Source organism: Cryobacterium sp. TMT2-15-1, assembly GCF_004402345.1.
GTDB classification, from domain to species: domain Bacteria; phylum Actinomycetota; class Actinomycetes; order Actinomycetales; family Microbacteriaceae; genus Cryobacterium; species Cryobacterium sandaracinum.
In genome coordinates, this window is record NZ_SOGD01000021.1 from 1 (window position 1) to 22729 (window position 22729).

The 22729-nt window shown below is 63.0% G+C and carries 21 protein-coding genes and 1 pseudogene; 11 read left to right on the forward strand and 11 right to left on the reverse strand.

Annotation, left to right across the window (positions count from 1 at the left end; translation table 11 throughout):
* Positions 1-777: 777 nt before the first annotated feature.
* Entirely contained in the window at positions 778-909 is a 132-nt protein-coding gene (locus tag E3O62_RS17305; protein WP_255573724.1) for a hypothetical protein, read from the reverse strand.
* A gap of 437 nt (positions 910-1346) precedes the next feature.
* Here E3O62_RS17305 and E3O62_RS04535 point away from each other — a divergent pair, with 437 nt between their 5' ends.
* The 3 genes from E3O62_RS04535 (at position 1347) to E3O62_RS04545 (ending at position 4376) form a co-directional block, all read left to right on the forward strand.
* Positions 1347-1721 carry an STAS/SEC14 domain-containing protein gene (locus E3O62_RS04535; protein WP_370448388.1) on the forward strand — a complete coding sequence of 125 codons (375 nt, stop codon included), beginning with the start codon at positions 1347-1349 and terminating at the stop codon, positions 1719-1721.
* A 318-nt stretch (positions 1722-2039) separates the two neighbouring features.
* Positions 2040-3578: a bifunctional diguanylate cyclase/phosphodiesterase gene (locus E3O62_RS04540; protein ID WP_134397710.1), complete on the forward strand. Its 1539-nt coding sequence runs from the start codon at positions 2040-2042 to the stop codon at positions 3576-3578.
* Between the two features lie 9 nt (positions 3579-3587).
* Positions 3588-4376: a class I SAM-dependent methyltransferase gene (locus E3O62_RS04545; RefSeq protein ID WP_134397686.1), complete on the forward strand. Its 789-nt coding sequence runs from the start codon at positions 3588-3590 to the stop codon at positions 4374-4376.
* A 456-nt stretch (positions 4377-4832) separates the two neighbouring features.
* Here E3O62_RS04545 and E3O62_RS17500 read toward each other — a convergent pair whose 3' ends face one another.
* Positions 4833-5057 (reverse strand): GrpB family protein, encoded by a 225-nt coding sequence (locus E3O62_RS17500; protein ID WP_370448884.1) that lies wholly within the window; start codon positions 5055-5057, stop codon positions 4833-4835.
* A gap of 385 nt (positions 5058-5442) precedes the next feature.
* Positions 5443-5892: a cytidine deaminase gene (locus E3O62_RS04555; protein ID WP_166784615.1), complete on the reverse strand. Its 450-nt coding sequence runs from the start codon at positions 5890-5892 to the stop codon at positions 5443-5445.
* 106 nt (positions 5893-5998) lie between these two features.
* Between E3O62_RS04555 and E3O62_RS04560 the strand changes: the two genes are divergently transcribed.
* A complete protein-coding gene (locus tag E3O62_RS04560; protein WP_134397687.1) occupies positions 5999-6331 on the forward strand; it encodes a hypothetical protein in 333 nt (110 codons plus the stop codon).
* Positions 6332-6410: 79 nt separating this feature from the next.
* Here the strand turns inward: E3O62_RS04560 and E3O62_RS04565 are convergent, their stop codons facing one another.
* From E3O62_RS04565 to E3O62_RS04575, 3 genes are all read right to left on the reverse strand, one after another.
* Positions 6411-7463, reverse strand: coding sequence for a S66 peptidase family protein (locus tag E3O62_RS04565; protein WP_134397688.1), 1053 nt, complete (start codon positions 7461-7463; stop codon positions 6411-6413).
* 351 nt (positions 7464-7814) lie between these two features.
* Positions 7815-8423: a hypothetical protein gene (locus E3O62_RS04570; protein ID WP_134397689.1), complete on the reverse strand. Its 609-nt coding sequence runs from the start codon at positions 8421-8423 to the stop codon at positions 7815-7817.
* Positions 8410-8976 (reverse strand): RNA polymerase sigma factor, encoded by a 567-nt coding sequence (locus E3O62_RS04575; RefSeq protein ID WP_134393609.1) that lies wholly within the window; start codon positions 8974-8976, stop codon positions 8410-8412. Before E3O62_RS04575 ends, E3O62_RS04570 begins: the two co-directional genes overlap by 14 nt.
* A gap of 192 nt (positions 8977-9168) precedes the next feature.
* Between E3O62_RS04575 and E3O62_RS04580 the strand changes: the two genes are divergently transcribed.
* The 4 genes from E3O62_RS04580 to E3O62_RS04595 all read left to right on the forward strand — a co-directional run bounded on the left by E3O62_RS04580 (position 9169) and on the right by E3O62_RS04595 (position 13696).
* Entirely contained in the window at positions 9169-9966 is a 798-nt protein-coding gene (locus E3O62_RS04580; RefSeq protein ID WP_134397690.1) for a carbonic anhydrase, read from the forward strand.
* A gap of 179 nt (positions 9967-10145) precedes the next feature.
* On the forward strand, positions 10146-10466 hold the full coding sequence (locus E3O62_RS04585; RefSeq protein WP_134393607.1) for a nucleotide pyrophosphohydrolase: 321 nt from the start codon (positions 10146-10148) through the stop codon (positions 10464-10466).
* The gene (locus tag E3O62_RS04590) at positions 10453-12234 is read left to right on the forward strand and encodes a DUF2075 domain-containing protein (RefSeq protein WP_134397691.1); all 1782 of its coding nucleotides are present in this window, start codon (positions 10453-10455) and stop codon (positions 12232-12234) included. Before E3O62_RS04585 ends, E3O62_RS04590 begins: the two co-directional genes overlap by 14 nt.
* Positions 12235-12355: 121 nt before the next feature.
* The gene (locus E3O62_RS04595; protein ID WP_241973319.1) at positions 12356-13696 is read left to right on the forward strand and encodes a DUF1524 domain-containing protein; all 1341 of its coding nucleotides are present in this window, start codon (positions 12356-12358) and stop codon (positions 13694-13696) included.
* A gap of 96 nt (positions 13697-13792) precedes the next feature.
* Here E3O62_RS04595 and E3O62_RS04600 read toward each other — a convergent pair whose 3' ends face one another.
* The gene (locus tag E3O62_RS04600; RefSeq protein ID WP_134397692.1) at positions 13793-15169 is read right to left on the reverse strand and encodes a serine hydrolase; all 1377 of its coding nucleotides are present in this window, start codon (positions 15167-15169) and stop codon (positions 13793-13795) included.
* 190 nt (positions 15170-15359) lie between these two features.
* Here E3O62_RS04600 and E3O62_RS04605 point away from each other — a divergent pair, with 190 nt between their 5' ends.
* The 3 genes from E3O62_RS04605 to E3O62_RS04615 all read left to right on the forward strand — a co-directional run bounded on the left by E3O62_RS04605 (position 15360) and on the right by E3O62_RS04615 (position 19679).
* On the forward strand, positions 15360-17618 hold the full coding sequence (locus tag E3O62_RS04605; protein WP_134397693.1) for a tandem-95 repeat protein: 2259 nt from the start codon (positions 15360-15362) through the stop codon (positions 17616-17618).
* A 95-nt stretch (positions 17619-17713) separates the two neighbouring features.
* Positions 17714-18640: an aldo/keto reductase family oxidoreductase gene (locus E3O62_RS04610; RefSeq protein ID WP_134397694.1), complete on the forward strand. Its 927-nt coding sequence runs from the start codon at positions 17714-17716 to the stop codon at positions 18638-18640.
* A gap of 28 nt (positions 18641-18668) precedes the next feature.
* On the forward strand, positions 18669-19679 hold the full coding sequence (locus tag E3O62_RS04615) for an NAD(P)-dependent alcohol dehydrogenase (protein ID WP_241973320.1): 1011 nt from the start codon (positions 18669-18671) through the stop codon (positions 19677-19679).
* Positions 19680-19715: 36 nt separating this feature from the next.
* On the opposite strand, the gene E3O62_RS04620 is transcribed toward E3O62_RS04615, so the two are convergent.
* The 4 genes and pseudogenes from E3O62_RS04620 to E3O62_RS17505 all read right to left on the reverse strand — a co-directional run.
* The gene (locus tag E3O62_RS04620; RefSeq protein ID WP_134393602.1) at positions 19716-20738 is read right to left on the reverse strand and encodes a radical SAM protein; all 1023 of its coding nucleotides are present in this window, start codon (positions 20736-20738) and stop codon (positions 19716-19718) included.
* Positions 20732-21544 (reverse strand): phosphate/phosphite/phosphonate ABC transporter substrate-binding protein, encoded by an 813-nt coding sequence (locus tag E3O62_RS04625; protein ID WP_134393601.1) that lies wholly within the window; start codon positions 21542-21544, stop codon positions 20732-20734. The genes E3O62_RS04620 and E3O62_RS04625 overlap by 7 nt, the downstream gene beginning before the upstream one ends.
* Positions 21541-22137 (reverse strand): acyl-CoA dehydrogenase family protein, encoded by a 597-nt coding sequence (locus E3O62_RS17045; protein ID WP_241973321.1) that lies wholly within the window; start codon positions 22135-22137, stop codon positions 21541-21543. Before E3O62_RS17045 ends, E3O62_RS04625 begins: the two co-directional genes overlap by 4 nt.
* Positions 22138-22725: pseudogene (locus E3O62_RS17505) on the reverse strand (acyl-CoA dehydrogenase family protein); the annotation flags it as partial.
* Between the last annotated feature and the right edge of the window lie 4 nt (positions 22726-22729).

Below are 22729 nucleotides of genomic sequence, written 5' to 3' on the forward strand. Positions count from 1 at the left end.
CCAACAGCAATATTCGGTGGCCCCCAAACACGATACCGGCCACATCGACCGGTGGCCCCCAACGTCAATATCGGTGGCCCCCAGGAGCGCTAATACTCAGTCAAGCAGTCACCAGGTGAAACGTCGCTATGTCCACGACGGTTTATCCCTCAGACGGTGAGATCTGCCCAAACGCGGTTTGTGGTCTCGCCCGATCCCCAATCTTGACGAGGAATCGCTTAGGCGGCTGATGCCAACGGGCGCGCGCCGGTCACGGGCCAGCCCTCGCGGTAGTGAGCTTCCTTGATGACCCTGAGCGACGCAAAGTCTTACGCATCGCGATGTTGTCTTCGCGGGTCTGCCCCTCGAATCGATTGCCATCGCTTGAATACATCGGCGGTGAGGGCCTGCAGAATGGGCGCGCCCAACCCGCGGCCCCGAGCGTTCGCGGATAGCCGCAGGTCGAACAAGTGTGCGTCGTCGAGGAGGTCTTCGAGGATCACGAGGCCTACGCGCCCTTCGGATTCCGACTGGACCCAGAAGCCCGCGTGAACGGGGCCGCCACATGCTCCCTCGGAGGTCTTTCGCTCGAGATCCGTGCGGGACGGTCTGGCGTTCACGTGGAAGGGGAACTCGTCAGACATCATGAACTGCATCAGTGCAGCGTGGTCAGCTGCCAGGTCGAGCGCGGTAAACGTGATGTCCAGGCTGCTGTCTCCTCAGTGATCGCGTGAGAGGGTACCGTTTGGGCTGAATCGAGCCCGTTCAAGCTGGGCCCGATGTCGTCAATGACTCGATCTACCTATTCGAACCGATCGAGCTGTTGATCTGGAGGGGAAAGAACCAGCCGACAGCGGTCGACTCCTCCGTTTCGAGGACTGGCAGTTCCTCGGCAAGGCGGCAGAGGTAGGCGGTCGTAACGTAGCTCACGACGTCACCGTTCGGATACTCGTTCGTCAAGTCGACCGGCGTAACCTTCGATTCTGCATCTGGCGTCGTGACCAACAATCGATCCGCGATAAACAAAAGCGAACCTTGGGGAGCAGCCCGGGGCCACTCCGCCCACAGCTACGTCGGGAGACAGGCCCCAGCTTTTTGCCGTGTAGGAGCTTCGGATGTCCCGTGAGAGGTCGCTCAGTCGTAATACGTTCAGGGCCGCTGTGAGATCGGTAATCTGCATACCTGATCGGTATTGGACCCGGCATTTGGATACTCGCTAATTGATTGCATCCTCCGTGCCTGCAGAGGCAAGAACCGCTCTCGGCCTGCAACTTACCGTCCTCGTGACGGGAGAAATCGATGAACCCGAGTACCTTTGAGGAGCGGCTGAATGGTTCGGCGGCGTGCTCGGGGGAGGACACGTGGTGGTGGATCCGGTCGCTGCAAACGAGGCAAAGCTCAGCATTGAAATGACTGATGGCGGGCTTCTCCATCTGCGCTGGCTGCCCGGGGTCCACGTTCAGGTCGAGGACGCTCGGGCCGCGATGGCGAAAGTCAACGAGGTCTGCCAGCAGGAAGAGCATCCCATGCTCGTCGATATGGCAGCAGTCGGTTCGGTTAGCCGCGAGGCCAGGGCTGTTTGGTCCATTCCTTGCAGCGCCTCACGCATTGCTCTGTTAGGCGAATCGCCTGTAGATCGGGTCCTGGCGAACTTCTTCCTCGGTGTGCACGTCCCGCCTTGTCCGACTCAATTTTTTACATCGCGCAGCGAGGCCTTGGCCTGGCTTAGTGCCCGTGCGTGAGCGCCGGGAAGTGCTGCCTGCCGCGATGAGGGCCACACCGGGCGTCTCTCCTTCGAGCGGGGAACCGCCGGTGGCGGTTCCCGACACGTTCCGGCCAACCGGCAGGGTTACCGACCGCCCGTCGGGCTGGCAGGCGCCTTCGGGTGGGTACTCCTCTTGGCGGAGTATCGATAGTGGGCCCACATCCGAGGTTGCTGGTGACCGCAGGATTCAGGACGTGACAGATCGATTCAGGGCGACCCCGGGGCAGTTGCCAGTTCTTCAGCCGGGGTCTGCAAAGGGCCAGACTTCCCGTCGTGGATTGCACCTTTGGACGTCATGAGCTCGGGAAAGGCCGCTGAGGACCCGCGCCTGCAGCAGTTGGTGGAGGGCATTGTCCGGTTGGCTGCCGGTGAGCTGGACACACGCATGAAAACTTCGGATCGTAGGGATGACATCGATGCTGTCATCACGGGTGTCAACCTGCTCGCGGAGGAACTTGACCATATTTATTCGGATCTGGAACGGCGGGTTGCCGACCGTACGGCCATGTTAGGGCGAGCGCAGGCTGAGCTGGAACAGATGGCCAAGACGGATGCCTTAACAGGCCTTGCGAATAGGACCCTGCTCAACGAGCGGATCCAGGAGGCAATCCTGGCCAGTGCGGACAGCGGGAAAGCCCCGGCCGTGCTGGTGCTGGATCTGGATTCTTTCAAGGCCATAAATGACACTCTGGGCCATGGTGCCGGTGACGCCGTGTTGGTCGAGGTTGCCAAGCGTCTCCGGTCCGCCGTCAGGGCTGCCGATACAGTGGCCCGTCTGGGTGGGGATGAATTTGCCATCGTCATCACTGAGGCCACGGAAGAAGAGATCCTGCAAATTGCACACCGGGCATCCGAGCAACTGCAGGACAGTGTGCGTGTCGGAACCGAAACGGTCTGGGCAATGGCCAGCATCGGGGTTTGCATCGGCACGCCGGGGTATCCGGCCGAGGCGCTGCTGCGCGATGCTGACATCGCCATGTATCAGGCGAAGGAGCAGGGTCGCAACAACGTCCAGCTCTTCCACCCCGATATGCTCGATGCTGTCCGGGAACGCTCACGCATAACCGCCGAACTGCGTAGCGCTGTTGCCGGCGGCGAACTGGCACTGCGGTACCAGCCGGTGGTCGAATTGGCCTCCGGCAGGGTCATAGGCATCGAAGCCCTCCTTCGGTGGCATCATCCCGTGCGCGGAATTATTATGCCGGACAGCTTCATCCGCATCGCGGAAGAAACCGGCCTGATCCTAGAGCTGGGGCGGTGGGTGCTGCATGAAGGAGTCGCCCAGATGAGACGCTGGAGCGAAACCGCACCTGACCTGACGGACTTCCGTCTGCACATCAATCTTTCCGCCGCCGAACTGCTTCGCAGCGATCTGCTGGAGGACATCAGGGATACGCTGGACCGGCATCACGTGCCTCCGCGGCGTTTGGTTTTGGAGATCACCGAGACCGTGTTGATGTCCAGGGGAACGGCGGAAGAACAGGTCTTCAGCGGGCTGCGGGACATGGGCGTGGGGCTGCAAATTGACGACTTCGGTACCGGCTATTCGTCCATCAGCTATCTCCGGTCGCTTCCCGCGGACACGGTGAAGGTCGACCAATCCCTGATTCAGGACATGGGCTCGGACCCGCAGCAGCTGAAATTCATTGCTGCCATTCTTCAGCTGATTTCCTCTGCGGGACTGAAAGCGATCGTGGAAGGCATCGAAACCGCCGAGCAGGCGATCCAGTTGCAGGCCATGGGTTGCCTTTACGGGCAAGGCTATTACTACAGTCACCCGCTGCCGCCCGCGAAGGTACTGGCTCGGCTCCGGGGTCTCGCGCAGCGTCGGTAGAGTTAGGGCATGTCAAAGCTTTGGGAACAGATGCTGCTTGTTCCAACAGTAGTACGCCTCACTTCCCGGGTGCCGAGAGACCCGGCGGCCGCGTGGGATGGGTACTGGCGCGGAATCCACACCACCGGCCGTTCTGGAGACGTGCTGTGGGATTCCGGATCCCGGACCGAGCATGCGCAGTACTCCGACGCCGTCGTAGCCCACTTTGATCCGGCTCTTCCGGTGATTGACGTCGGGTGTGGCAACGGCACCTACACCCGCTGGCTTGCTGGTCTTTTTCCAAGCGTGCTCGGCATCGATGTTTCAACCGGCGCGGTCGAGTTGGCGAGGACGGAAACTGAAGGCGTCCAGAACGCCGACTTCATGGTCATGGATGCTGCGGAAGTAGGTGCGGGAGAGCACCTGTTGGAGCGGATAGGGCCTGCCAACGTTTTTGTCCGCGGAGTTTTTCACGTCCTGAAACCCGACAAGCAGTCCAGCTTGGCTGCCAACCTGCGAACCGTCATCGGGCGCAGCGGCCGGGTGTTACTCGCCGAAACCAACTTCCAAGGAAACAGCCTCGCCTACCTGCAGCAGCTGGGCGCCACGCCGCGAAGCATACCCCGGCAGTTGCAGAGCGCCCTGGAAAACCTGCCCCGCCCCGGGCGTTTCGGCGCCCAGGAACGGCATCGCACATTTTCGGATTCGGACTGGCAGTTGATCGCGGACGGGCCGGTGAACATCGAAGTGGTCCCGATGAAATCCACCGGTCTTTCGCAGCAGATTCCGGGATATTTCGCTCTTCTAGCCGGCAAATAGATCTAGCGAACGTCCGCCCTGAGCGTCAAACGGTGGACTTGCTCTGAGGTACTGGCGAAGCGAATCGCGGTCCGCCTCGCCATAGCCAACGATCTCGACTGTGACGGAGTCAAAGGTAAAGCTCAGTGCGCGGAGGGGGGTTCTGCGACGTGATGTAGAACAACCCTGGCCACGCGAGGCCACCGATCGGCGGCCCATCAGGATCGGGGTTAGCGAGAGTGACGCCAAACTCGGCGGCTAAGTCACGGCCGACATGGAACGGGAGCCCGACAGTATCCGGCACAGTCACACGATCCGCCAACAGCTCATCCACAGCAACAAGCTACTCGCCGCCCGCCACGAAAACACCCCGCACCAGATCCGCGACCGTTGCATCGGTGGAACCGTCGCCGGGACGTGGGTCCGTGGGGACGGTTCAGCTGGTGGGCTGTCCTGCTCGCCAGTTGCGTGCATGGGTCAGTATCTGCTGGATGACTGCACTCTTGGCGTCGGCGTAGTGGATTCGTAGAGTGCACGGTCAGCCGCGCTGACCCGGAGCCAGTCGCGGAGGTCGAGGTAGTCGATCTGCTCAGTGGTCTCTGGCGGAAGAACGTGTACGTGGAAGTCCAACTCCGCCGTGCGGAGCATCCGGTGGCCGTATTCTCGGACACGGATATCCGCCGTTCTTGGCCTACTTTTCAACCGTCGCTGACAGCCGTAACTGCGTTAAGCAAGTGTCTCGCCCTTTGTGACCTGGGCTTGTGATCCGCCAAAGGAAGGCCCGTTCTCCGGTCGAGTCGAGAACGGGCCCAGGCCAGGGGGAGGTTGTGAGCACTGCGCCGCAACGGGGTGCTGACTGTTTGTAAGCCGGACTCTCACGGGCTCTGTGCTGAGCCTCTTCGTCGTGAACCACGACGCCGCAACCGTGGCGGTGCTATTTTTACTTCTTTCGCGACGGGAAAAGACCAAAACATGACTCCAGCGCCCAAAGCGAATGCCACGCCAAGGGCGATAGCAAGATCCATAACTTGTCCCCCATATGGTTGTGATCGAGAGCCTACCGGGGGTGGATCCCCCTTTCGACGAGCTACCGCGCAATCAAACCCGTCGCCGCTTCAGCGGCCGCTTTCTCTTCGGCTAGCCAGTCGAATCCCAACGGCAGCAAGTCGGTGATTGACACATTTCGGACCCCCATCGGTGTGGGGACAATAACCCGAATGTTGGGGTGGTAATCGGCAAGGACTTGGCGATCGCGGCCGCATGGGGCTTTCACACCGCGACCGCTGTCGCCCACGGCCACAATCGCCGTTAGCTCGCGCGCCCCAGATGTTCGTGCCGTTCCCAGCGCGACGAGCTCAGCACAGGGCCCACCCGTGAAGTGATAGACATTGACTCCCACGTGGATACGCCCCGCAGCATCCCGAACAGCAGCTCCGACTGTGTGCACCCCACCTTCAACGTCCGCGTTGGCATCAATAGCCTCCTCCGCTTTCGCAATGAGTTCCCGGTCTTCATCGGTGAGTTGGCGCATATCCATGTTGTTGAGCGTATTGCGCGTGCAAGCTCTGTGCGCAGAACGAACCCCTGTGGATCGCTGGAGCGATTCCGTCGTCTACAAGGGCGAGACCTGCGAGACTCACCACATGACAACTCCGACAAGTGCTCAGATACGACGTGCTGTGTCTCCGGTGCTCATCGGGTTCGTGGGGATGATCGTCGTTCCACTCTGTATTGTGCTCGCGACCACCTCTTGGGATGCACCAGACGGAGCAGATTTCGTACGGATGGCCTTCGGTACCGTAATCGCCACCACCTTGGCGACGGTGGCGGCGTGGTGGCTGGCGTTTAACCGGATGAAAGCGGGTCGTAGTGACCGCTACTGGTTCTGGGGTGTTGCTGGGATCGTCACTCTCTCCTCGGTCGGCAGCATCTTCAGTGTGGCTGAGAATCTGCTGGCGCAACTCACCCATCTATAGAGCGCCAATCCGCCACACGGCAAGTAGCGCTAAGCGAGCTCTGGGCGCCACCGTCCTTGTCCTCGGACCAAGGGAACTGTCAGCTGTAGTTCGCGGTGACCGTCCGCGCGCGACCGTCGAGGCGAATTCGCCCGCCGTACGGCAGGATCCACTGTGGGCGGGTGTGACCGAAGGGCACACCGACGCAGATCACGGCCTCCGGGTTGTAGCGCGTGATCTCGCTGATAACCGCATTACGTTGCGCGGCGCGACGGCGCGCACGCTCTTCCGCGGTTGGGAGAACCTCAGGGCTGCTGACGGGAGGTCGCGCAACGATGACACCGTCCACTGCATTGAGGATGCCCCGCTCTCCGAGGGAGCGTATCCATCGCTGCACCCACACGGCTGGTGGTAATTCTTCGCTGGACTCGAGGATCAGGATTGTCCCTGCCAGATCTGCCAGTGGCGGCAGACGGTCAGCCATCGCCATCTGGTCGACAACTTCAATGCAACCGCCCCAGGTGCGACCGTTGACCTCGCGTTCCGGCCCGGCCCAGGTCCACGGTTCTGTGGGTTCTCTTGCGCCGAACTCGGTCAGGGCCCGCGGGGACAGCCAGTCGTGGCCGAAGTCCTCCGACTCTCCTGGCTCGAAAATGTTCAGTTCTCCGCCGGTGAACAGTGCCGCCCTGAGCGAAGCGAGGTGGACGTCGTCGATCTGCGGTCCGGGCCCGAGGTGCACCTGCGTCGACCCGCCGTAGAAGCCGACTATTCCGAGTGACCAGAGCCAGTTCAGGATATGGGTGTTGTCGCTGTAGCCCAGGAAGATCTTGGGGTTTGCTGCGGCAAGTTTCGCATCAAGGTGAGGGATTACGGTGATTTGATCATCGCCACCAATGGTCGAGAGGATCGCACGGATCGTGGGGTCACCAAACGCCGCATTGATGTCAGCAGCACGATCCTCGGGTGTGGCGCCCAGTCGGCGGGTGGTGGCATACTCCACGGGGACAAGTCCAGCTGCCGTGATGAGTCGGCGCATCGCCTGCTCGTGGACCGCTGGCGCGAATCCGGGAGCGGCGAACGAAGGCGACAGAATAGCGACCCGATCGCCTGGAATCAGTTTGGGCGCGGATGACAGCGCGTGATGCTCAACCATTTCCTCATCTAATCAGCACGAAAATCGAATCGGTCGCGGACACACGCGCGTACGTGATCTCGGTGCCGAAGGCAGACCGTCGCGCATTTGTCCAACAGGCCGTCGGACAAATGCTCCACAAGCTGAAGTTTGTGACACTGGAAGCTGAGGGTCGAATGCCTGCCTGCCCGCCTGCCTGCCTGCCTTCTGCACTGCGCCCAGCAGATAATCCCGCAGCAGTGAGCCACGATCGCTCCGGCAAACTCGTTTTCTTCCGGGGCGCGACACAACGGTCGCACTGACCGCCGCGGGGTCCGAAACCAGATGGGACGATTCCGAACCGGTCCCGTCATCCGCTCTCGCAGGCGTGGATCAGCCCGGGAACGCCGCGTCGTAGACCGCGCGGAGCTCGGCACTGTCGGCCCCGGTGACGCCGCAGCCGGTGATCGTTCCATCGACTGCACCGACGAGGTAGCTCTGGCCGACCTCGAAGGGCACGCCCGAGAAATCGGAGGTGATCGCGTCGACCTGCGTTACCTCCACACGGTCGGCGACGTCGCCAGCGAAGCGCTCCGTGACCTCTAGAAGAACGGTGTCGCCCTGGATCTGCAGCACCGTCGCGGCGAAGGCCTGCTCCTGCGCCGCGACGGTCGCCGGCTCAAGTCTGAGGCAGCTGCCGCTCGCGAGGCCTCCGCCCAGGGGAGGCTGGAGCGCCTCGACGGTGGGTTCCGGGCCGCCGACGACGAGGGGCACGACGATTGCGGCGGCGATGGCGAGGCCGGCGGCGACGCCGACCACCGGCATCCGCCGCCGGAAGGCGCGTCGCGGCGCCGTAGGGGTGACGGTCGTGGTGTCACGGGATTGGTCGGTCATGATCTGCTCCATTCTGTGGTCGAGCCATGTCGGCGAGGCAGGGGGTAGCGTGCGGGCCGGATCGGCGGCGCGCAGCTGATCGCGCAGCGCACGGTCATCGTCGTGCATCGTCGCTCCCTTCGTCGTACCGTACATGTCCGGTCGGGTCGCCGGATTTCAGTAACTCCTGCTTGAGGCGCGCCTTCGCACGGTGCAGGCGGATCGCCGCTGCGTTCGCGCTGATGCCGAGCACGACGGCAATCTGCGGGCTCGTCAACTCGTCCCACGCCCACAGCCGCAGGATTTCGGCCTCGTTTCGACGCAGGCCGGCGAGGGCGGTGGTCACGCGGGCCGCCTCGGCGGCACCATCGACGGTGGCTGCTGCGGGGTTCTCGTCCGCAGCGGATGGCGGCGGGTCGACGGCAATGATGCGGCCGACGAGACGGATGCGCCGGCGCTCGGCGCGTTGAGCGTTGCTGAGGCACTGTCGAGCGACGACAATCGCCCAGGGGAGCGGGTCGTCGGGCACCTCGTCGAGGCGGCGCCAGCACACCAGCAGGGTGTCGCCGATCACGTCGTCGGCCGTCGCGGCGTCGGTGCGGCGGTGCAGGTAGCGGCGCACAGGGTCGACGACGAGCACGACGAGGTTACGCATCCGCTTCTCGCGATCGGTGTCGGTCACAACTCTCATACTGAGGGATGTCCGGCAGGGGCGCGGGGATTTCAGGCGTGGTGCTTTCGCACTGCAGGAGATCGGCGATGAGCGTAGGCCGGCTGCAGCGAGAGGATAATTCGGGAAGGCGGCTCTGTCACGAGAGTGGTCACGCCACATGTTCGGTGTGGCGTTTTTCTCTGCCGTTTTCTAGGAGTTCCCATGTCCGCACGACCCTGGCTCGTCACCTCAGCTCTCACGGTGGCCGCCATCACCCTTGTCGGCTGCGCCCAGCCCGCGACGGAATCGAGCAAGCCACCGGTGGCGGAGCCGGTGCACTGGTCGTACGACGGCGCGAGCGGCCCGGCATCGTGGGCGGAGCTGGATCCCGGCTTCGCGGCCTGCGGCGTGGGCACCGCCCAGTCCCCGATCGACCTGCCCGCGACCGTGCCCGCACCGAGCTCGGTCATCCAGCTGAGCGCGGAGGACGCGGAGGCCGATGTGTTTGACACCGGGCACGCGGTGGAGTTCGAGGCCGACGGCGAGGGCGAGACCCTGACTTTCGCCGGCGACGAGTACAGTCTGCAGCAGATGCACGCCCACGTGCCATCGGAGCACACCGTGAACGGCCAGCCGGCGGCGGCCGAGCTGCACCTGGTGCACGCGGATGCGGCTGGCAAGCCACTGGTGCTGGGCATCCTCGTAACCGAGGGGCAGACATCCGATGCCCTGGCGCCGTTCATCGACGCGGCCACGCATCTGGCTGACGACGAGGACGTGACAATGGATATCGCGGCCGTGCTGCCGCGGTCGCTGGAGAACTACGAGTACTCGGGAAGCCTGACCACGCCGCCGTGCACCGAGGATGTGCAGTGGGTCGTGATGAGCACGTCCATCTCGATGTCGGCGGAGCAGCTCGGCATTCTCGAGGGCGCACATAGTCATAACGCCCGGCCGACGCAGCCGCTGGGGGGCCGGGATGTGGTTGGCGGATCCGCGGAGCTCGGGTTCGAGGGGTAGCGGTCGGGTCGCGCCGTGCCGGCGCGCCGGGGTTTCCGGACCCGCCCCAATGTGCTGGGGACCCGAACTCACAAGATGCGTTTGTGAGCAGGATGCAGTTCGCCAGCGGCATGGCTGCGCCGACAGGCTTGGCGGCCGACGACAAAATCGGGAGGAACGCACACTGCTAGGTTTGCGTCATGGACGAAATTTCAGTCCGCGACGAAATCGCAGCCTTCGTCGCCGAGCGTGATTGGGCGCAGTTCCACAGTCCCGAGAACCTGGCGAAGAGCATCGCCATCGAAGCCGGTGAACTACTCGAGTGCTATCAGTGGAACGCGGATGCCGACGCCGCCCGGGTACACGATGAGCTGGCGGACGTGCTTACCTATTGCATCCTGCTGGCCGACCGCCTCGGAGTCGATCCGAACCAGATCGTTCTCGACAAGCTGGCCAAAACCCGCGAGAAGTATCCAGTCGACAAAGCCCGGGGGCGCAGCGTCAAATATGACGCACTTTGAGATCGAGCGGCTCGACTTCACGAAAGAAGCGGTCCGGGCCTGGGCGCCGCGCGACCACCGCAACACGAACTGGCCGGTCGTGTACGTTCTGGACGATGCCAAAGCCGGCGGCAAGCCCGCGGTCAGGGGCGGGCTCAACGACGTCTACGTGGGGGAGTCGCGCAACGCGGCCGGGCGCATGCGCCGGCACTTTGAATCGTCCGAGAAGCAGCACCTGAGCACGGTCCGGGTCATCGTTGACGCCACGTTCAACAAATCGGTGTGCCTTGACCTGGAGTCCTACCTGATTCGGATGCTTGCCGGTGACGGTTTCTATCGCGTTCTGAACCGCAACGACGGAATCACCGAGGCGGACTACTACGACCGCGGTCGGTACCGCGAGACCTTCCGGGAGGTGTTCGACGAACTCCGGCGAGACGGAGTCTTCACTCGGAGCATTCCGGAGATCGAAAACAGCGACCTCTTCAAGCTGTCACCGTTCAAGGCGCTCTCGCAGGACCAGGCCGTCGCCGTCGACGGCATCCTCGAGGGGCTCTTCGAAGATCTGGAGGCCGGCCTTGACAGCACGATCGTCGTGCAGGGTGACCCGGGCACTGGCAAAACCGTGGTCGCCATCTACCTGCTCAAGCTGCTCGCCGACATTGCGGCCTTGACGCCCGGCGTTGACGTGGACAGCGACTCCCTGTTCTCCGAATTCTTCTTGCCGGGCTATCGGGAGCTTCTCACCGACATCCGGATCGGCCTGGTGGTGCCGCAGCAGTCGCTGCGTGAGTCGATCAAGAAGGTGTCCCGCAAGACGCCGGGGCTTCGGCCGGAGATGGTCATGACCGCGTTCGAGGTCGGATTCGCCGAGGAAGACTTCGACCTGCTCATCGTCGACGAATCCCACCGGCTGAACCAACGAGCCAATCAACCCTCCGGTGTCCAAAACAGGAACTTCAGCCTCATCACCCAGAAGCTCTTCGGGAGCGACGACAAGACGAAGACCCAGCTCGATTGGATCACCGCGAAGAGCAAGCATCAGATTTTCCTGCTGGACGCGGCGCAAAGTGTGCGCCCGGCCGATGTGCCGGCAGAACTGCTGAACAGCCTCGTTCTCGAAGCGCGCCTCACGAAACGTCACTATCCGCTGATGTCGCAAATGCGAGTGCAGGCGGGTTCGGACTATGTCGGCTACGTCAGGCGCATTCTCGACGCGACGACCGCGATCAGCAGGCCGCAAGCCGTGGCTCCCGAGGTTTTCGAGGGCTACGACTTTCGGCTGTTCGACAGCCTTGTGGAGATGCGCGCGGAGATCCGTCGCAGGGATGCCGAGGTCGGCCTCTCACGCTTGCTCGCCGGCTACGCGTGGGCCTGGAAGACCAAGACCGACAAGACCGCGTTTGACATTGAGGTCGGCGACTGTCAGTTGCGCTGGAACAGCACGCAGACCGACTGGATTGCCTCACCGAAGTCCGTGGACGAAGTGGGCTCGATCCATACCGTGCAGGGGTATGACCTCAATTACGCCGGCGTGATCATCGGCCCGGACCTTTGCTACGACGCCAGGGTGAGCAAGCTGGTCATCGATCGGGGCTCGTACTTCGACAAGAAGGGCAAGGAGAACAACGACGTCCTCGGCAAGAAGTACACCGACGACGACCTTCTGCGGTTCATTACCAACATCTATGCGGTTCTTCTGACCCGTGGCATCCGGGGGACTTACGTCTACGTCTGCGATCCAGCACTTCGCGCCTATCTGCGGGGATTCATACCGAGCGTTGTGTAACTGGAACTTGCTGGTTCCCCGTTCTGGGGTGTTCGCCTGCTGATCGGCCAATCCCTGCCTCCAGTACGTTTCAAATAGGCGTGTCTGCACTCTCGTCGAGCGCTTTGAAATGGGGGATCAGATGATGAAACTTGGCAAGAAGAAACCGGAGCCGGCCAAGACCCTTATCGACGGGCCGTCGACCGCCGAAAAGAAGGGGGCCAAGCCGAACCTCAGTACCTGGATCCTCGGCGGGTTGGTCGCTTTCTTCGCTCTGATGTACGCCATCCTCGGTGGATTCCCCGCAATTCTCGTCATCCTGGGAATGGCTGCCCTCGTGACGGGTGTGTACGCGACCTCTGGTCGCCGACCGTGGGCATCCATATCAGTCCGCAAGACAACTGCGATCGCGGTGGCTGCCAGCCTGATCCTCTTCATCTCAGGTGGGGTCGCTGCTGCGGCGCCCGGCGCAGTTGATAATGCTGTTTCCGAGCAGCCCACGGCTAGCGCGATACCGAGTGCAACCCCAAGCCCAACCCCTACCCCGACCAGATCACCGGGAACGGAATTCTCCGAAGAAGCACCGGTTGACCCCTCGATCGTCTCCGCTCCGATTGAGGTCGCATCAGTCGTCACCGCTGACACCAGCTCCACCGACACCACGGCGCTCGCGCTCCTCGCAACCATCCCCGTCAAAGGCAAGGCAGCGAAGACCGGCTACGAGCGCACCGGCATGTTCGGCTCCGCCTGGATCGACGTGGACCGCAACGGATGTGACACCCGTAACGACATCCTCGCTCGAGACTTGAGCCCTACGACCAAGTCGGGGACCTGTCGAGTGATGACCGGTTACTTCGTCTCGCCGTACACCGCCACGCCAATCGCCTTCGTTCGGGGTCAGGACACGTCAGCGTTGGTCCAGATCGACCATGTAGTCGCTCTCTCGAATGCGTGGCAGACGGGCGCTCAGCAGCTCACTCAGGCTCAGCGCGTTTCTCTGGCGAACGATCCCATGAATCTCCTCGCCGTCGATGGTCGCTCCAACGCGCAAAAGGGCGATGGCGATACCGCCACCTGGTTGCCGTCGAACAAAGCAATCCGCTGTGGCTACGTCGCACGTCAGGTGTCCGTCAAAGCAACGTATGGTCTGTGGGTCACTCAGGCTGAGCACGACGCTATGACCAGCATCCTCGGCTCCTGCAGTGGTGAGATGGCACTGACCTCCTCGTTCACGCCGGCACCAGCTCCGGTTGTTATTGCCCCGCCGGCACCGGCTCCGGCACCGGCACCGGCTCCTGCTCCAGCACCCGCTCCGGCTCCTGCACCCGCTCCGGCTCCTGCACCTGCACCTGCACCTGTCGGGGTCACCTACGCGAACTGCGACGCTGTGCGCGCTGCGGGAGCGGCACCGCTGTACGCGGGAGAACCGGGTTACGCACCCAAACTCGACCGCGACGGTGACGGCATCGGCTGCGATACCTGATGAATCACTGACTTCTGTCGAAACGGCTCTGGTGACTGAAGTCGCGCCTTGGGCTGGAGCCGATCTGAAGAAGCCAGAGGGCGGGGCACGTCCGTGTTAGCGGCTGACCAGGTGAGTGGGCGGCAGTTCCCTGAACGCAACGTTCTGGTCAATGTCAAGCGTCAACGCGTCATCCCGAAACTCGAGCGTGTACGTGCGCGTGAACGGCGTGCCCACGTCGTGCGCCCGCACGACCAGAGTGCCGGGGGAGACCCACGCGCCGCTCGCCAGAACCTGGGCATCCGCGGACGCCAACCACTCGCCGTACCCGAAGGCCAGCGGCGTGCTCACACCGCCACGGATGATCGTGAGCAGACCCGGCTCGAGAGTCGCCGCGGTCACCCCCGGATCGTCGAAGTCGAAGCGGATGCCGGCCACCCGCGCCGCCGTCGGTGACGTGGCGTCGCCGATGACGGTCGGCAGGGTTAGGGACGCCAGCGTCTCGGCGAGACCGGACGACACTTCGGCGAGCGGCTGGTCGCTGAACGCGGGCAGCAGGTGTTCCCAGACGAGGTCGAGGGCGCGCTGCGCGGTGGGGAGCGCCGAGGTCAGCACGATCACGGCATCCGTTTCTGGCAGCACCAGGCAGAACTGGCCGAAGGCACCCTCGGCCCGGTAGCCGGTCGGCCGGTTCAACCAGAACTGGTAGCCGTAGCCCTGGCGGCCGTCGAAGTCGTGGTCGGTGCCCGACGTGTCCACCTGCGCCGAGGTGGCCTCGTCGATCCACTCCACCGGAACGAGTTGCGTGCCGTTCCACTCGCCGCGTTGCAGCAGCAGCTGGCCGAAGGTCGCGAGCTGCTCGGTCGTGAGGGCGAGCCCCCAGCCGCCGGCATCGATTCCGCGCGGGCAGCTCTCCCAGGTGGCGCCGACGATGCCGAGCGGCTCGAACAGTCGAGGGGTGAGGTAGTCGAGCAAGCGCTCTCCGGTGAGCCGCTGCAGGATCGCCGAAAGCAGGTAGCTCGCGCCACTGTTATAGACGTAGTGGGTGCCCGGCGCGAACTCGAGGGGCTGGGCCAGGATGGTGCGCGCCCAGTTGTCGCCGTGCGAGTCGTCGGCGAGCGACACCGTGTCGGTCGGATGCCCCGTGGTCATGGTGAGCAGGTGGCGCACGTTCAGCGCCCCCAGATGGGGGTCGATCTGGGCGGGCAGGTCCTCGGGGAGCAGGTCGACGACGAGGCCGTCGAGCGTGAGCAGTCCCTCACGGATTGCCAGCCCGACGGCGGTCGAGGTGAAGCTCTTGCTCACCGAGAACATGAGGTGCGGATGTTGCGCCGCGAAGGGATACCACCAGACCTCAGCGATGACGCGGCCGTGTCGAACGACCATCAGGCTGTGCAGGCTCTCGAGCAGTTGCTCCGCCGCGGCGACGAAATCGAGAATGGCGGTGGAGGAGATTCCCTCGGCTTCGGGGGTGCTGCGGGGGAGCGGGGTCATGGTCCAATTCTGCAGGATGCGATGTGTTTGGCTCAATCCGGCAGCCGCACAGTCCCTAACTGGGGTATGTACAGTCCGGACCCCTATTGACAGGATCTTCAAGATCTCGCCACCGACACCTAGCGGTGGCATGGTCTTGCTCGGAGGAACTTGCACCTTCGAGAAACCCGACTAGCTAAAGGCCCCTGTCTTGATTCCTGTCAAATTTCGTGTTGGTGCGATCACTGCCCTGAGCGCCATTATTCTCGCTGTGTGCGTTTCACCTGCTTCTGCCGCCACTAACTCGCTAACGATCACCCCCACCGAGTGGAACGTCGTCGGGTTGGACAGCAACAGTGTCACGTCAGGGCCCAACCAGTTTTCGGTTGGTGCCGAGGTATGCAACGTAACCGGCACGGCAGTTACCGGTGTTGACGTGGCATGGAATTGGACGACTGCCAATACCTACATCAATCTCGACAGCACTTCGACAAAGAGTGTTCCCTCTATCGCTGCGAATTCGTGCACCAAGCTGTGGTGGACGGTCGAGATCACACGCAATGCGGCGGCCTACAACGCCAAACGTGGCTTCACGATTTCGGCTGCGGCCCCGGGAGTCACGACAGTGAGCACCCCGACGACACGCGAGATTTACGTAGAGAAGCTCGTCTCTCAAAACCGCAATGCAGTGACCTCCGTGACGGGACCGACAAATGTTGTTGTTGGTCAGACAGTTAGCTACTCGCTGACGGGAAAGACTGCCACGCAGGGTTACGAGCAACTGTCCGCTGGGCCCTCGCTTGACGGCACCATTTTTGAAATCCTGTCCGTGATTGGCACCTATACGCAGCCAGAAACAGGTGCCGGCGGGCCGCCGACCGCCGGTTTCTACGCTGACGCGTGCACATGGGACCCGGTTACGACAAGTGGGTCCTATCGGTCCTGTCTAGGGACGGGCAAGGCAGGCGGCAACTCGATTGTGGTCACGGTCACGGCCTTGGTAAAAGCTCCAGGTACCGGTCTCGTCAATGCAAACATTTACGACTATTCGGGCTCCTCATACCACTACAACTCCGATCTCGGCACGTATACCAAGTCCGTCACCGCCACGAACCCGGTGGTTCCGTCTTCGCCGGTGGCTGTTGATGATGGGCCGTTTGCGGTGACTTCTGGGGTGGCCCGGACGGTTGATGTTGCGGCGAATGACACGGATGTTGATGGCGACCTGGATCTCACCTCCGTCGTGGTGACGACGCCGTCCGCTCACGGCCCGACGTCGGTCAACGCGACCACGGGTGTTGTCACGTACACGCCGTCGGGGTCGTATGTTGGCTCGGACTCGTTCGAGTACCGCATTTGTGATGGGCGATCGGTGTGTGACACCGCCACGGTGACTTTCAACGTCACGGCAGTTCCGGTGGTACCGGTGGTTCCGTCTTCGCCGGTGGCTGTTGATGATGGGCCGTTTGCGGTGACTTCTGGGGTGGCCCGGACGGTTGATGTTCCGGCGAATGACACGGATGTTGATGGCGACCTGGATCTCACCTCCGTCGTGGTGACGACGCCGTCCGCTCACGGCCCGACGTCGGTCAACGCGACCACGGGTGTTGTCACGTACACGCCGTCGGGGTCGTATGTTGGCTCGGACTCGTTCGAGTACCGCATTTGTGATGGGCGATCGGTGTGTGACACCGCCACGGTGACTTTCAACGTCACGGCAGTTCCGGTGGTACCGGTGGTTCCGTCTTCGCCGATGGCTGTTGATGACAGCTCGCCGGCCGTCTCCGGTGTCACCCTGGTGTTTGATGTCGCGGACAACGATTCGGACGACGACGGAAATCTCGATGTCACGACCGTGTCGGTGACTGTGGCGCCATCACACGGTGCCGTCTCGGTCGACCCTGTTTCTGGTGAGATCAGATACACCGCGGACTCGTTGTACACAGGGACCGATACGTTTACGTATGAGATCTGCGACACCACAGACCGTTGCGACACCGCAATCGTCACAGTCAGGGTTACGGCTCCTCCGGCAACCAGTACGCCACCAGTTGCTGCAGACAACGACGTGACCACGACTACCGGCAAACCAGTAGTCGTCGATGTCCTCGGCAATGACACTGACCGTGATGGTGATCTTGACCCGACTTCGGTCTCGATCGTTGCCGGACCCAGCCACGGCACCGTCGATGTTGACCCTGATGCCGGAGAGGTAACCTATTCGCCCGACTCCAGCTACACCGGCACCGACTCCTTCACCTACAAAGTTTGTGACGTTGACGGCAATTGCGACACCGCCACTGTCACAGTGAAGGTCGGCGTGGTAGCAGGCGTGGTAGTCGGCCCGCCAGTCGATGCTGGTCGATCTCTCGCAGTCACGGGCGCCGACTCTGGCCAACCGATAATTCTTGCGACTCTGCTCTTCCTGACGGGACTTCTCCTCGCCCGCAAACGCCGTCGATCTATCTGAGGAAGCCTGCTTCGAGAAGATCGGTTCACAACGCACTATGCGATAACCCAAGATGAGTGCCGTTTGAGAAATTTGAAGTGGGGCAGGATGGTTTGATGAAGATATTCAACCCTCCCCGGACAAATCTGCAGGCATCCAATGTCATCCTCGGCATGATGAGGATCTCGGACATGGACGATCGAGAGATTCGCGCTCTTGTCGGCACTGCTCGGGATGCCGGCATCAATTTCTTTGATCACGCCGATATCTACGGTGGCGCGCACGGCTGCGAAAAGCGGTTCGGTGACGCGGTCACGTTCACGGACGCAGAGCGTGAGGCGGTCATCATTCAGTCAAAGGTCGGCATCCGTCAAGGCTTTTTCGATTTCTCCAAGAAGCACATCCTCCGCTCGGTCGACGAGTCTCTCGCGGCGCTGAATATCGACTACCTGGACATTTTGCTGCTGCACCGTCCGGACACTCTGGTTGAGCCCGAGGATGTTGCTGCGGCGTTCGACGCGCTGCACGCCGCGGGGAAGGTGCGCAACTTCGGTGTCTCCAACCAGACGCCCGGGGTGATCGAACTGCTCAAGCGTTCGGTCAACCAGCCGCTGGCCTTCAACCAGGTGCAGCTGAGCATCACCCACGCGCCGCTGATCGCTCAGGGAGTCGCAGCCAACATGGCCGGGCTGGAGCAGTCGGTTGTGCGGGACAACGGGCTCCTCGAGTACAGCAGACTGAACGACATCACCCTGCAGGCCTGGTCGCCGTTCCAGAGCGGCAGCTTCGACGGCGTGTTCGTGGGCGACCGGGAGAATTACGGCCCGCTCAATGACGCCCTCGATGACATCGCCGCCGCCCACGGGGTCACGCCGACGGGGATCGCGGTCGCCTGGATCACCAGGCACCCGGCCAACATTCAGGTTGTCCTGGGGACGACCAAGCCCGCGCGAGTGGTGGAATCTGCCGCAGGGTCCGAAATTCCGCTCAGCCGTGAGGAGTGGTACCGCCTCTTCACGACTGCTGGGCACGTCCTCCCGTAAACAGGAGGGCACCCGGGCCTACACTGGCGTGCATGACGAACTCCCCGCGCGTGAGGTTCAGAGGCCGATCGGCGTGAGGGCCGTCGTCTACGACCGGTACGGCCCGCCCGGCGTGCTGCGGATCGAGGACCTGACGGTTCCATCGCCTGGCGCGAACCAGGTGCTCGTGGAGGTGGTCGCGACATCCGTCAATCTCTCGGACTGGGAGGGATTGCTGGGGTCACCGTTGTACGCCCGGATCGGGGGACTTCGCGCCCCCAAGCGACGGGTCCTCGGTTCCGATATTGCCGGTCGGGTTGCCGCGGTCGGCGGCGGCGTGACCCGGTTCCGCGTCGGCGATGAGGTGTACGGCGACAACCTTGCCCTGATGGGCGGTTTCGCCGAGTATGCGGTGGTTGCCGACGGGATGCTGGCGCACAAGCCGGAGGAATTGACGTTCGCTCAGGCCTCGACCCTGCCGCAGGCAGGCGCGATTGCGCTTCAGGGCACGGCTCGGGTGCGACCGGGCCAACGGGTCCTGGTCAATGGCGCCGGTGGCGGATCGGGAACGTTCGCGATCCAGCTCGCCGCCCTCGCCGGGGCGCACGTGACCGGCGTCGACAATGCGGGCAAACTCGACTACCTTCGCGAGCTCGGCGCAGACGACGTGGTCGATTATCGCCGCTCAGACTTCACGAGACTCGAACCGTTCGACCTCGTGCTCGATCTCGTGGCCCACCGATCTGTCTTCGCCTACCGGCGGGCGCTAGCTCCGGGCGGCCGCTATTTCTGCGTTGGCGGTGCAGTGCCGACGTTGCTCGGGGTCGGGATGATCGGCGCGGTGCTCGGCCGGCTGACCGGGCGCCGGATGGGTGTCCTCGCCGTCAGGCAGGGACCGGCTCACTTCCTGCCGGCCTCCGAACTGTGTGTCGCCGGCGACCTGCGCATCCGAATCGACCGCACCTTCACGCTCGACGAGGTGCCGCAGGCCCTCGCCTACGTGGGGGAGGGGCGTGCGCTCGGCAAGGTGGTCGTCACCCCGAAGGGGTCGCCCGTTTGAACCGAGACCACACGGATGCTCGCCGAGCCGATACGGTCACGCGCAGGGGAACCATTCCGAGATTGCGTTGGCGGAACGGCGATGCTCCATGAATCGGCGGGTCACTTCAGCGATCGCATCGGCAAGCGGGAAGATGTCTCTCGTTACGAATTGATCGTCGTGGTCGGCGGCCACGGGATGCCAGTAAACGCCGTCGGCGGTGATCGTCACCTCGGGTATGAGCGAGTCAACGGTCAGTTCTATGCCGGTCTCAGCGACTCCGCGGTGGGCGAGTGCGCGGATTACCTGGTCGTCCCGCAGGATACCGAGAGTATCGAGAAAGGCGTGAAACGGCTCGAGTTCGTGCATCTGGTCGGAAGGCAAAGTGGCTGCGACCTTCACTCGGAATCCCTCGTCGTGTGCGATTCGGATGCCCGCGACGGCCCTGGCCCAGGACCCGGAGCCGCGGTGGCTGTCATGTATCTCGGGTGTGGCAGAGTCGAGACTGATCTGCAGCACGAGCTGGGAGCTGTCCATCCGACGCAGGCGCTCGCGCCGCCTGCCGTGAAAAAGCATGCCGTTGGTGAGCAACGTCGTGGGCAGTTTGTTCGTGCAGGCATTGACCAAATCATCGAGGTCATTCAGCAAGAACGGCTCTCCGCCGGTCAGGATGAGCTCCTTGACCTCGGCAGCTGTAGCCTCGTGCGCGATCTGCCGGACTCGATCGATTCCGATTCCTCGCCGCGCTGCCTTCGGAGACGACCGAACGCAGCAGTAGTCGCAAGCCAGATTGCAATCGAAGTTGGTGTACACCCAGATCCGGGATCCTGGGAGCTGACCGGGATCGAGGCCGGCGAGCAGGTCAGGCGAGCGGCCGCGGAGCACGGTGATGGCCGACCCCTCCATGCTGACGATCTCATTCCCAGTCGAAAGGCACCACGCTGCGATGAGTCCCAGGGCGGCGTCCCGATCGCATGTCCCGAAGTCGACAGAAGCCGTACGACCTGTTGCCACCCGGCTCAAGTTCTCGACCAGGTCGAGGAGCAGGCCCGCGCCTACCGGCGGGCTTGCGGTCACCATCGGTCTGATACTTTCTGTTCCCGCACGGCCGCGATGAGCGAGGCATACCCGTCAAGTTTCGGCGACACCCACGCCCGCAGGCCTTCCATCTCAAGGATTCGCTGATGTTCGGGGTTCTCCCAGTCCATCGCGAAAAGGTTTGCCACCCACTCGTCCGACCGGTCGATCGTCAGCGACGGCATGGCGGTGAAGGTGCAGTGGCTGTACTCGGGGGAGATCCAGAAGGACTCGAACGCGCCGGGGAGGAGCTCACCGCGACCGATCGCCTGCCACGTGTTGATGCCGATCGCCGCAGCATCCGCCCGATCTTCGAGCACCGCGCGAAGGGCGTCGAGCTCGCTCCTGCCCGTATCACCGTGTTTCCCGACATCGCTATTGATGCGAGTGAGATCGACATCCGTCTCGCCGATCCCCGCCTCACGCAAGAAATGCACGGGAAGGATGGCGGCTTGCGCTGAATCGCGCGACCCCAGGGCAAGTCGACGTCCACGAAGACTCTCCAGCCCGGTGAAACCACTGCCGGCTCGGGCGACGAACACCGTCTGGAACACGAGGTCCGTATCCCGGGATGCGAGTGCACGGCATGCTCCATCCGTCTGGGCGACGGTGCGCACCCAGGCCAGATTGGTGTTCCAAGCGAGATCGATCGTTCCCGCGATGAGGGAATCCACCAGACTCGCATAGTTGGAGAACAACATGAAGTCGATCGGCGTCGAGGTCTCGGCGAAGTAGTCCCGCATCCCTTCCCAGATGGGTACGACATTGGGAGAGTACGCAACGGAGCCGATGATCAGGGGCGCACTCATGCTGCAGCTCCCGTAGAGGCCGTCTCACGAGTTTGCGCGGGGGGTGCCGCGGCGGTTTTTGGGGCGTCGAAAAGTGGGCGGCCAGTGATCGCCCTGCCGTAGAACTCATAGAGCACATCGGATGTCGGAGCCATCACGTGGCCCGCGCGGGCATCGCGAAAGTACCGATCTATTTGCAGGTGCTCCGAGAACGCCGCACCGCCGCAGACGCGCATCGCGGCATCCGTAATTCGCAGTGCGGCATCGTTCGAGGATGCCTTGCTGCCGAGCACGAATAGGGGAGTATCCTCCTGCGGGTCAGCCACGCGACCGGCGGCCCGATCAAGGTACGCGCTCGCATTCGCGAGATCGATTGACATCTTCGCCAACTGCGCCCGAATTGTCGGTAGCGCTGACAGGCTGTGGTCGAGATGCTCCAGCCGGGTTCCCACCGTATGCCTCACCGCTGCGTCGACGGCCGCACGGCTGAGCCCGATGGACACAGCCGAGTTGCCGAGATTGAACCACGGCAGAACAGAACTCATCATGAGATCGAATCCGCTACCGGCCGTCCCGAGACGGCACCCCTCGGAAGAATCCACGTCGATGGTCATCGGGCTCGAGGAGTTCCCCCGCAATCCCATACCGCTCCACGGCCGGTCGACGCTGACGCCCGGGCTATCTGCCGGGACTGCGAATAGGTCGACGGTGTCGGCATCCGCAGTCCCGGTGGAGATGATGTAGACATCCGCGTGGCCTGCGGAGGTCACCCAACTCTTTTTCGCAGAAATATGTATTCCGTCTGACGTCGAGGTCGCGCGCGACACCGGAGTCCAGAAGTGTGAGCGGGAACCCGCTTCAGAGAAAGCGAGGGAGGCAAGAGAGCGACCGCTGGCGAGATCCTCGAGGAGTGCGGGCATCCCCGTTGGTGGTGCGGCTGCGACGGGCATGGAAGCGCTCACATGCATCAGATAGATCATGGAGGTCGACCCGCACGCTCCCGCAAGCTGGCTGATGATCTCAACGAGCTCGCGTGGCCCCGCACCAAGACCACCAACCTCAGTGGGCAGAGTGAGTCCGAGCAAACCGGACTCGCGCAGGGCCGCCACGGCCTCATGTGGAAAACGCCCGTCGGCATCCACTGCGTGGGCGTGAGTTCGTGCAACGTCGAGCACGGGCTGAACGCGTGAATTCAGGTTCATTGAG

What these genes read in the sequence shown, in the direction of transcription:
- E3O62_RS04540 (WP_134397710.1), top strand. Translation starts at nt 2,040, where the DNA reads ATGAGCTCGGGAAAGGCCGCTGAGGACCCGCGCCTGCAGCAGTTGGTG.
- E3O62_RS04545 (WP_134397686.1), top strand. Translation starts at nt 3,588, where the DNA reads ATGTCAAAGCTTTGGGAACAGATGCTGCTTGTTCCAACAGTAGTACGC.
- E3O62_RS04555 (WP_166784615.1), bottom strand. Translation starts at nt 5,892, where the DNA reads ATGGATATGCGCCAACTCACCGATGAAGACCGGGAACTCATTGCGAAA.
- E3O62_RS04560 (WP_134397687.1), top strand. Translation starts at nt 5,999, where the DNA reads ATGACAACTCCGACAAGTGCTCAGATACGACGTGCTGTGTCTCCGGTG.
- E3O62_RS04565 (WP_134397688.1), bottom strand. Translation starts at nt 7,463, where the DNA reads ATGGTTGAGCATCACGCGCTGTCATCCGCGCCCAAACTGATTCCAGGC.
- E3O62_RS04570 (WP_134397689.1), bottom strand. Translation starts at nt 8,423, where the DNA reads ATGCACGACGATGACCGTGCGCTGCGCGATCAGCTGCGCGCCGCCGAT.
- E3O62_RS04580 (WP_134397690.1), top strand. Translation starts at nt 9,169, where the DNA reads ATGTCCGCACGACCCTGGCTCGTCACCTCAGCTCTCACGGTGGCCGCC.
- E3O62_RS04585 (WP_134393607.1), top strand. Translation starts at nt 10,146, where the DNA reads ATGGACGAAATTTCAGTCCGCGACGAAATCGCAGCCTTCGTCGCCGAG.
- E3O62_RS04590 (WP_134397691.1), top strand. Translation starts at nt 10,453, where the DNA reads ATGACGCACTTTGAGATCGAGCGGCTCGACTTCACGAAAGAAGCGGTC.
- E3O62_RS04595 (WP_241973319.1), top strand. Translation starts at nt 12,356, where the DNA reads ATGATGAAACTTGGCAAGAAGAAACCGGAGCCGGCCAAGACCCTTATC.
- E3O62_RS04600 (WP_134397692.1), bottom strand. Translation starts at nt 15,169, where the DNA reads ATGACCCCGCTCCCCCGCAGCACCCCCGAAGCCGAGGGAATCTCCTCC.
- E3O62_RS04610 (WP_134397694.1), top strand. Translation starts at nt 17,714, where the DNA reads ATGAAGATATTCAACCCTCCCCGGACAAATCTGCAGGCATCCAATGTC.
- E3O62_RS04620 (WP_134393602.1), bottom strand. Translation starts at nt 20,738, where the DNA reads ATGGTGACCGCAAGCCCGCCGGTAGGCGCGGGCCTGCTCCTCGACCTG.
- E3O62_RS04625 (WP_134393601.1), bottom strand. Translation starts at nt 21,544, where the DNA reads ATGAGTGCGCCCCTGATCATCGGCTCCGTTGCGTACTCTCCCAATGTC.
- E3O62_RS17045 (WP_241973321.1), bottom strand. Translation starts at nt 22,137, where the DNA reads ATGACCATCGACGTGGATTCTTCCGAGGGGTGCCGTCTCGGGACGGCC.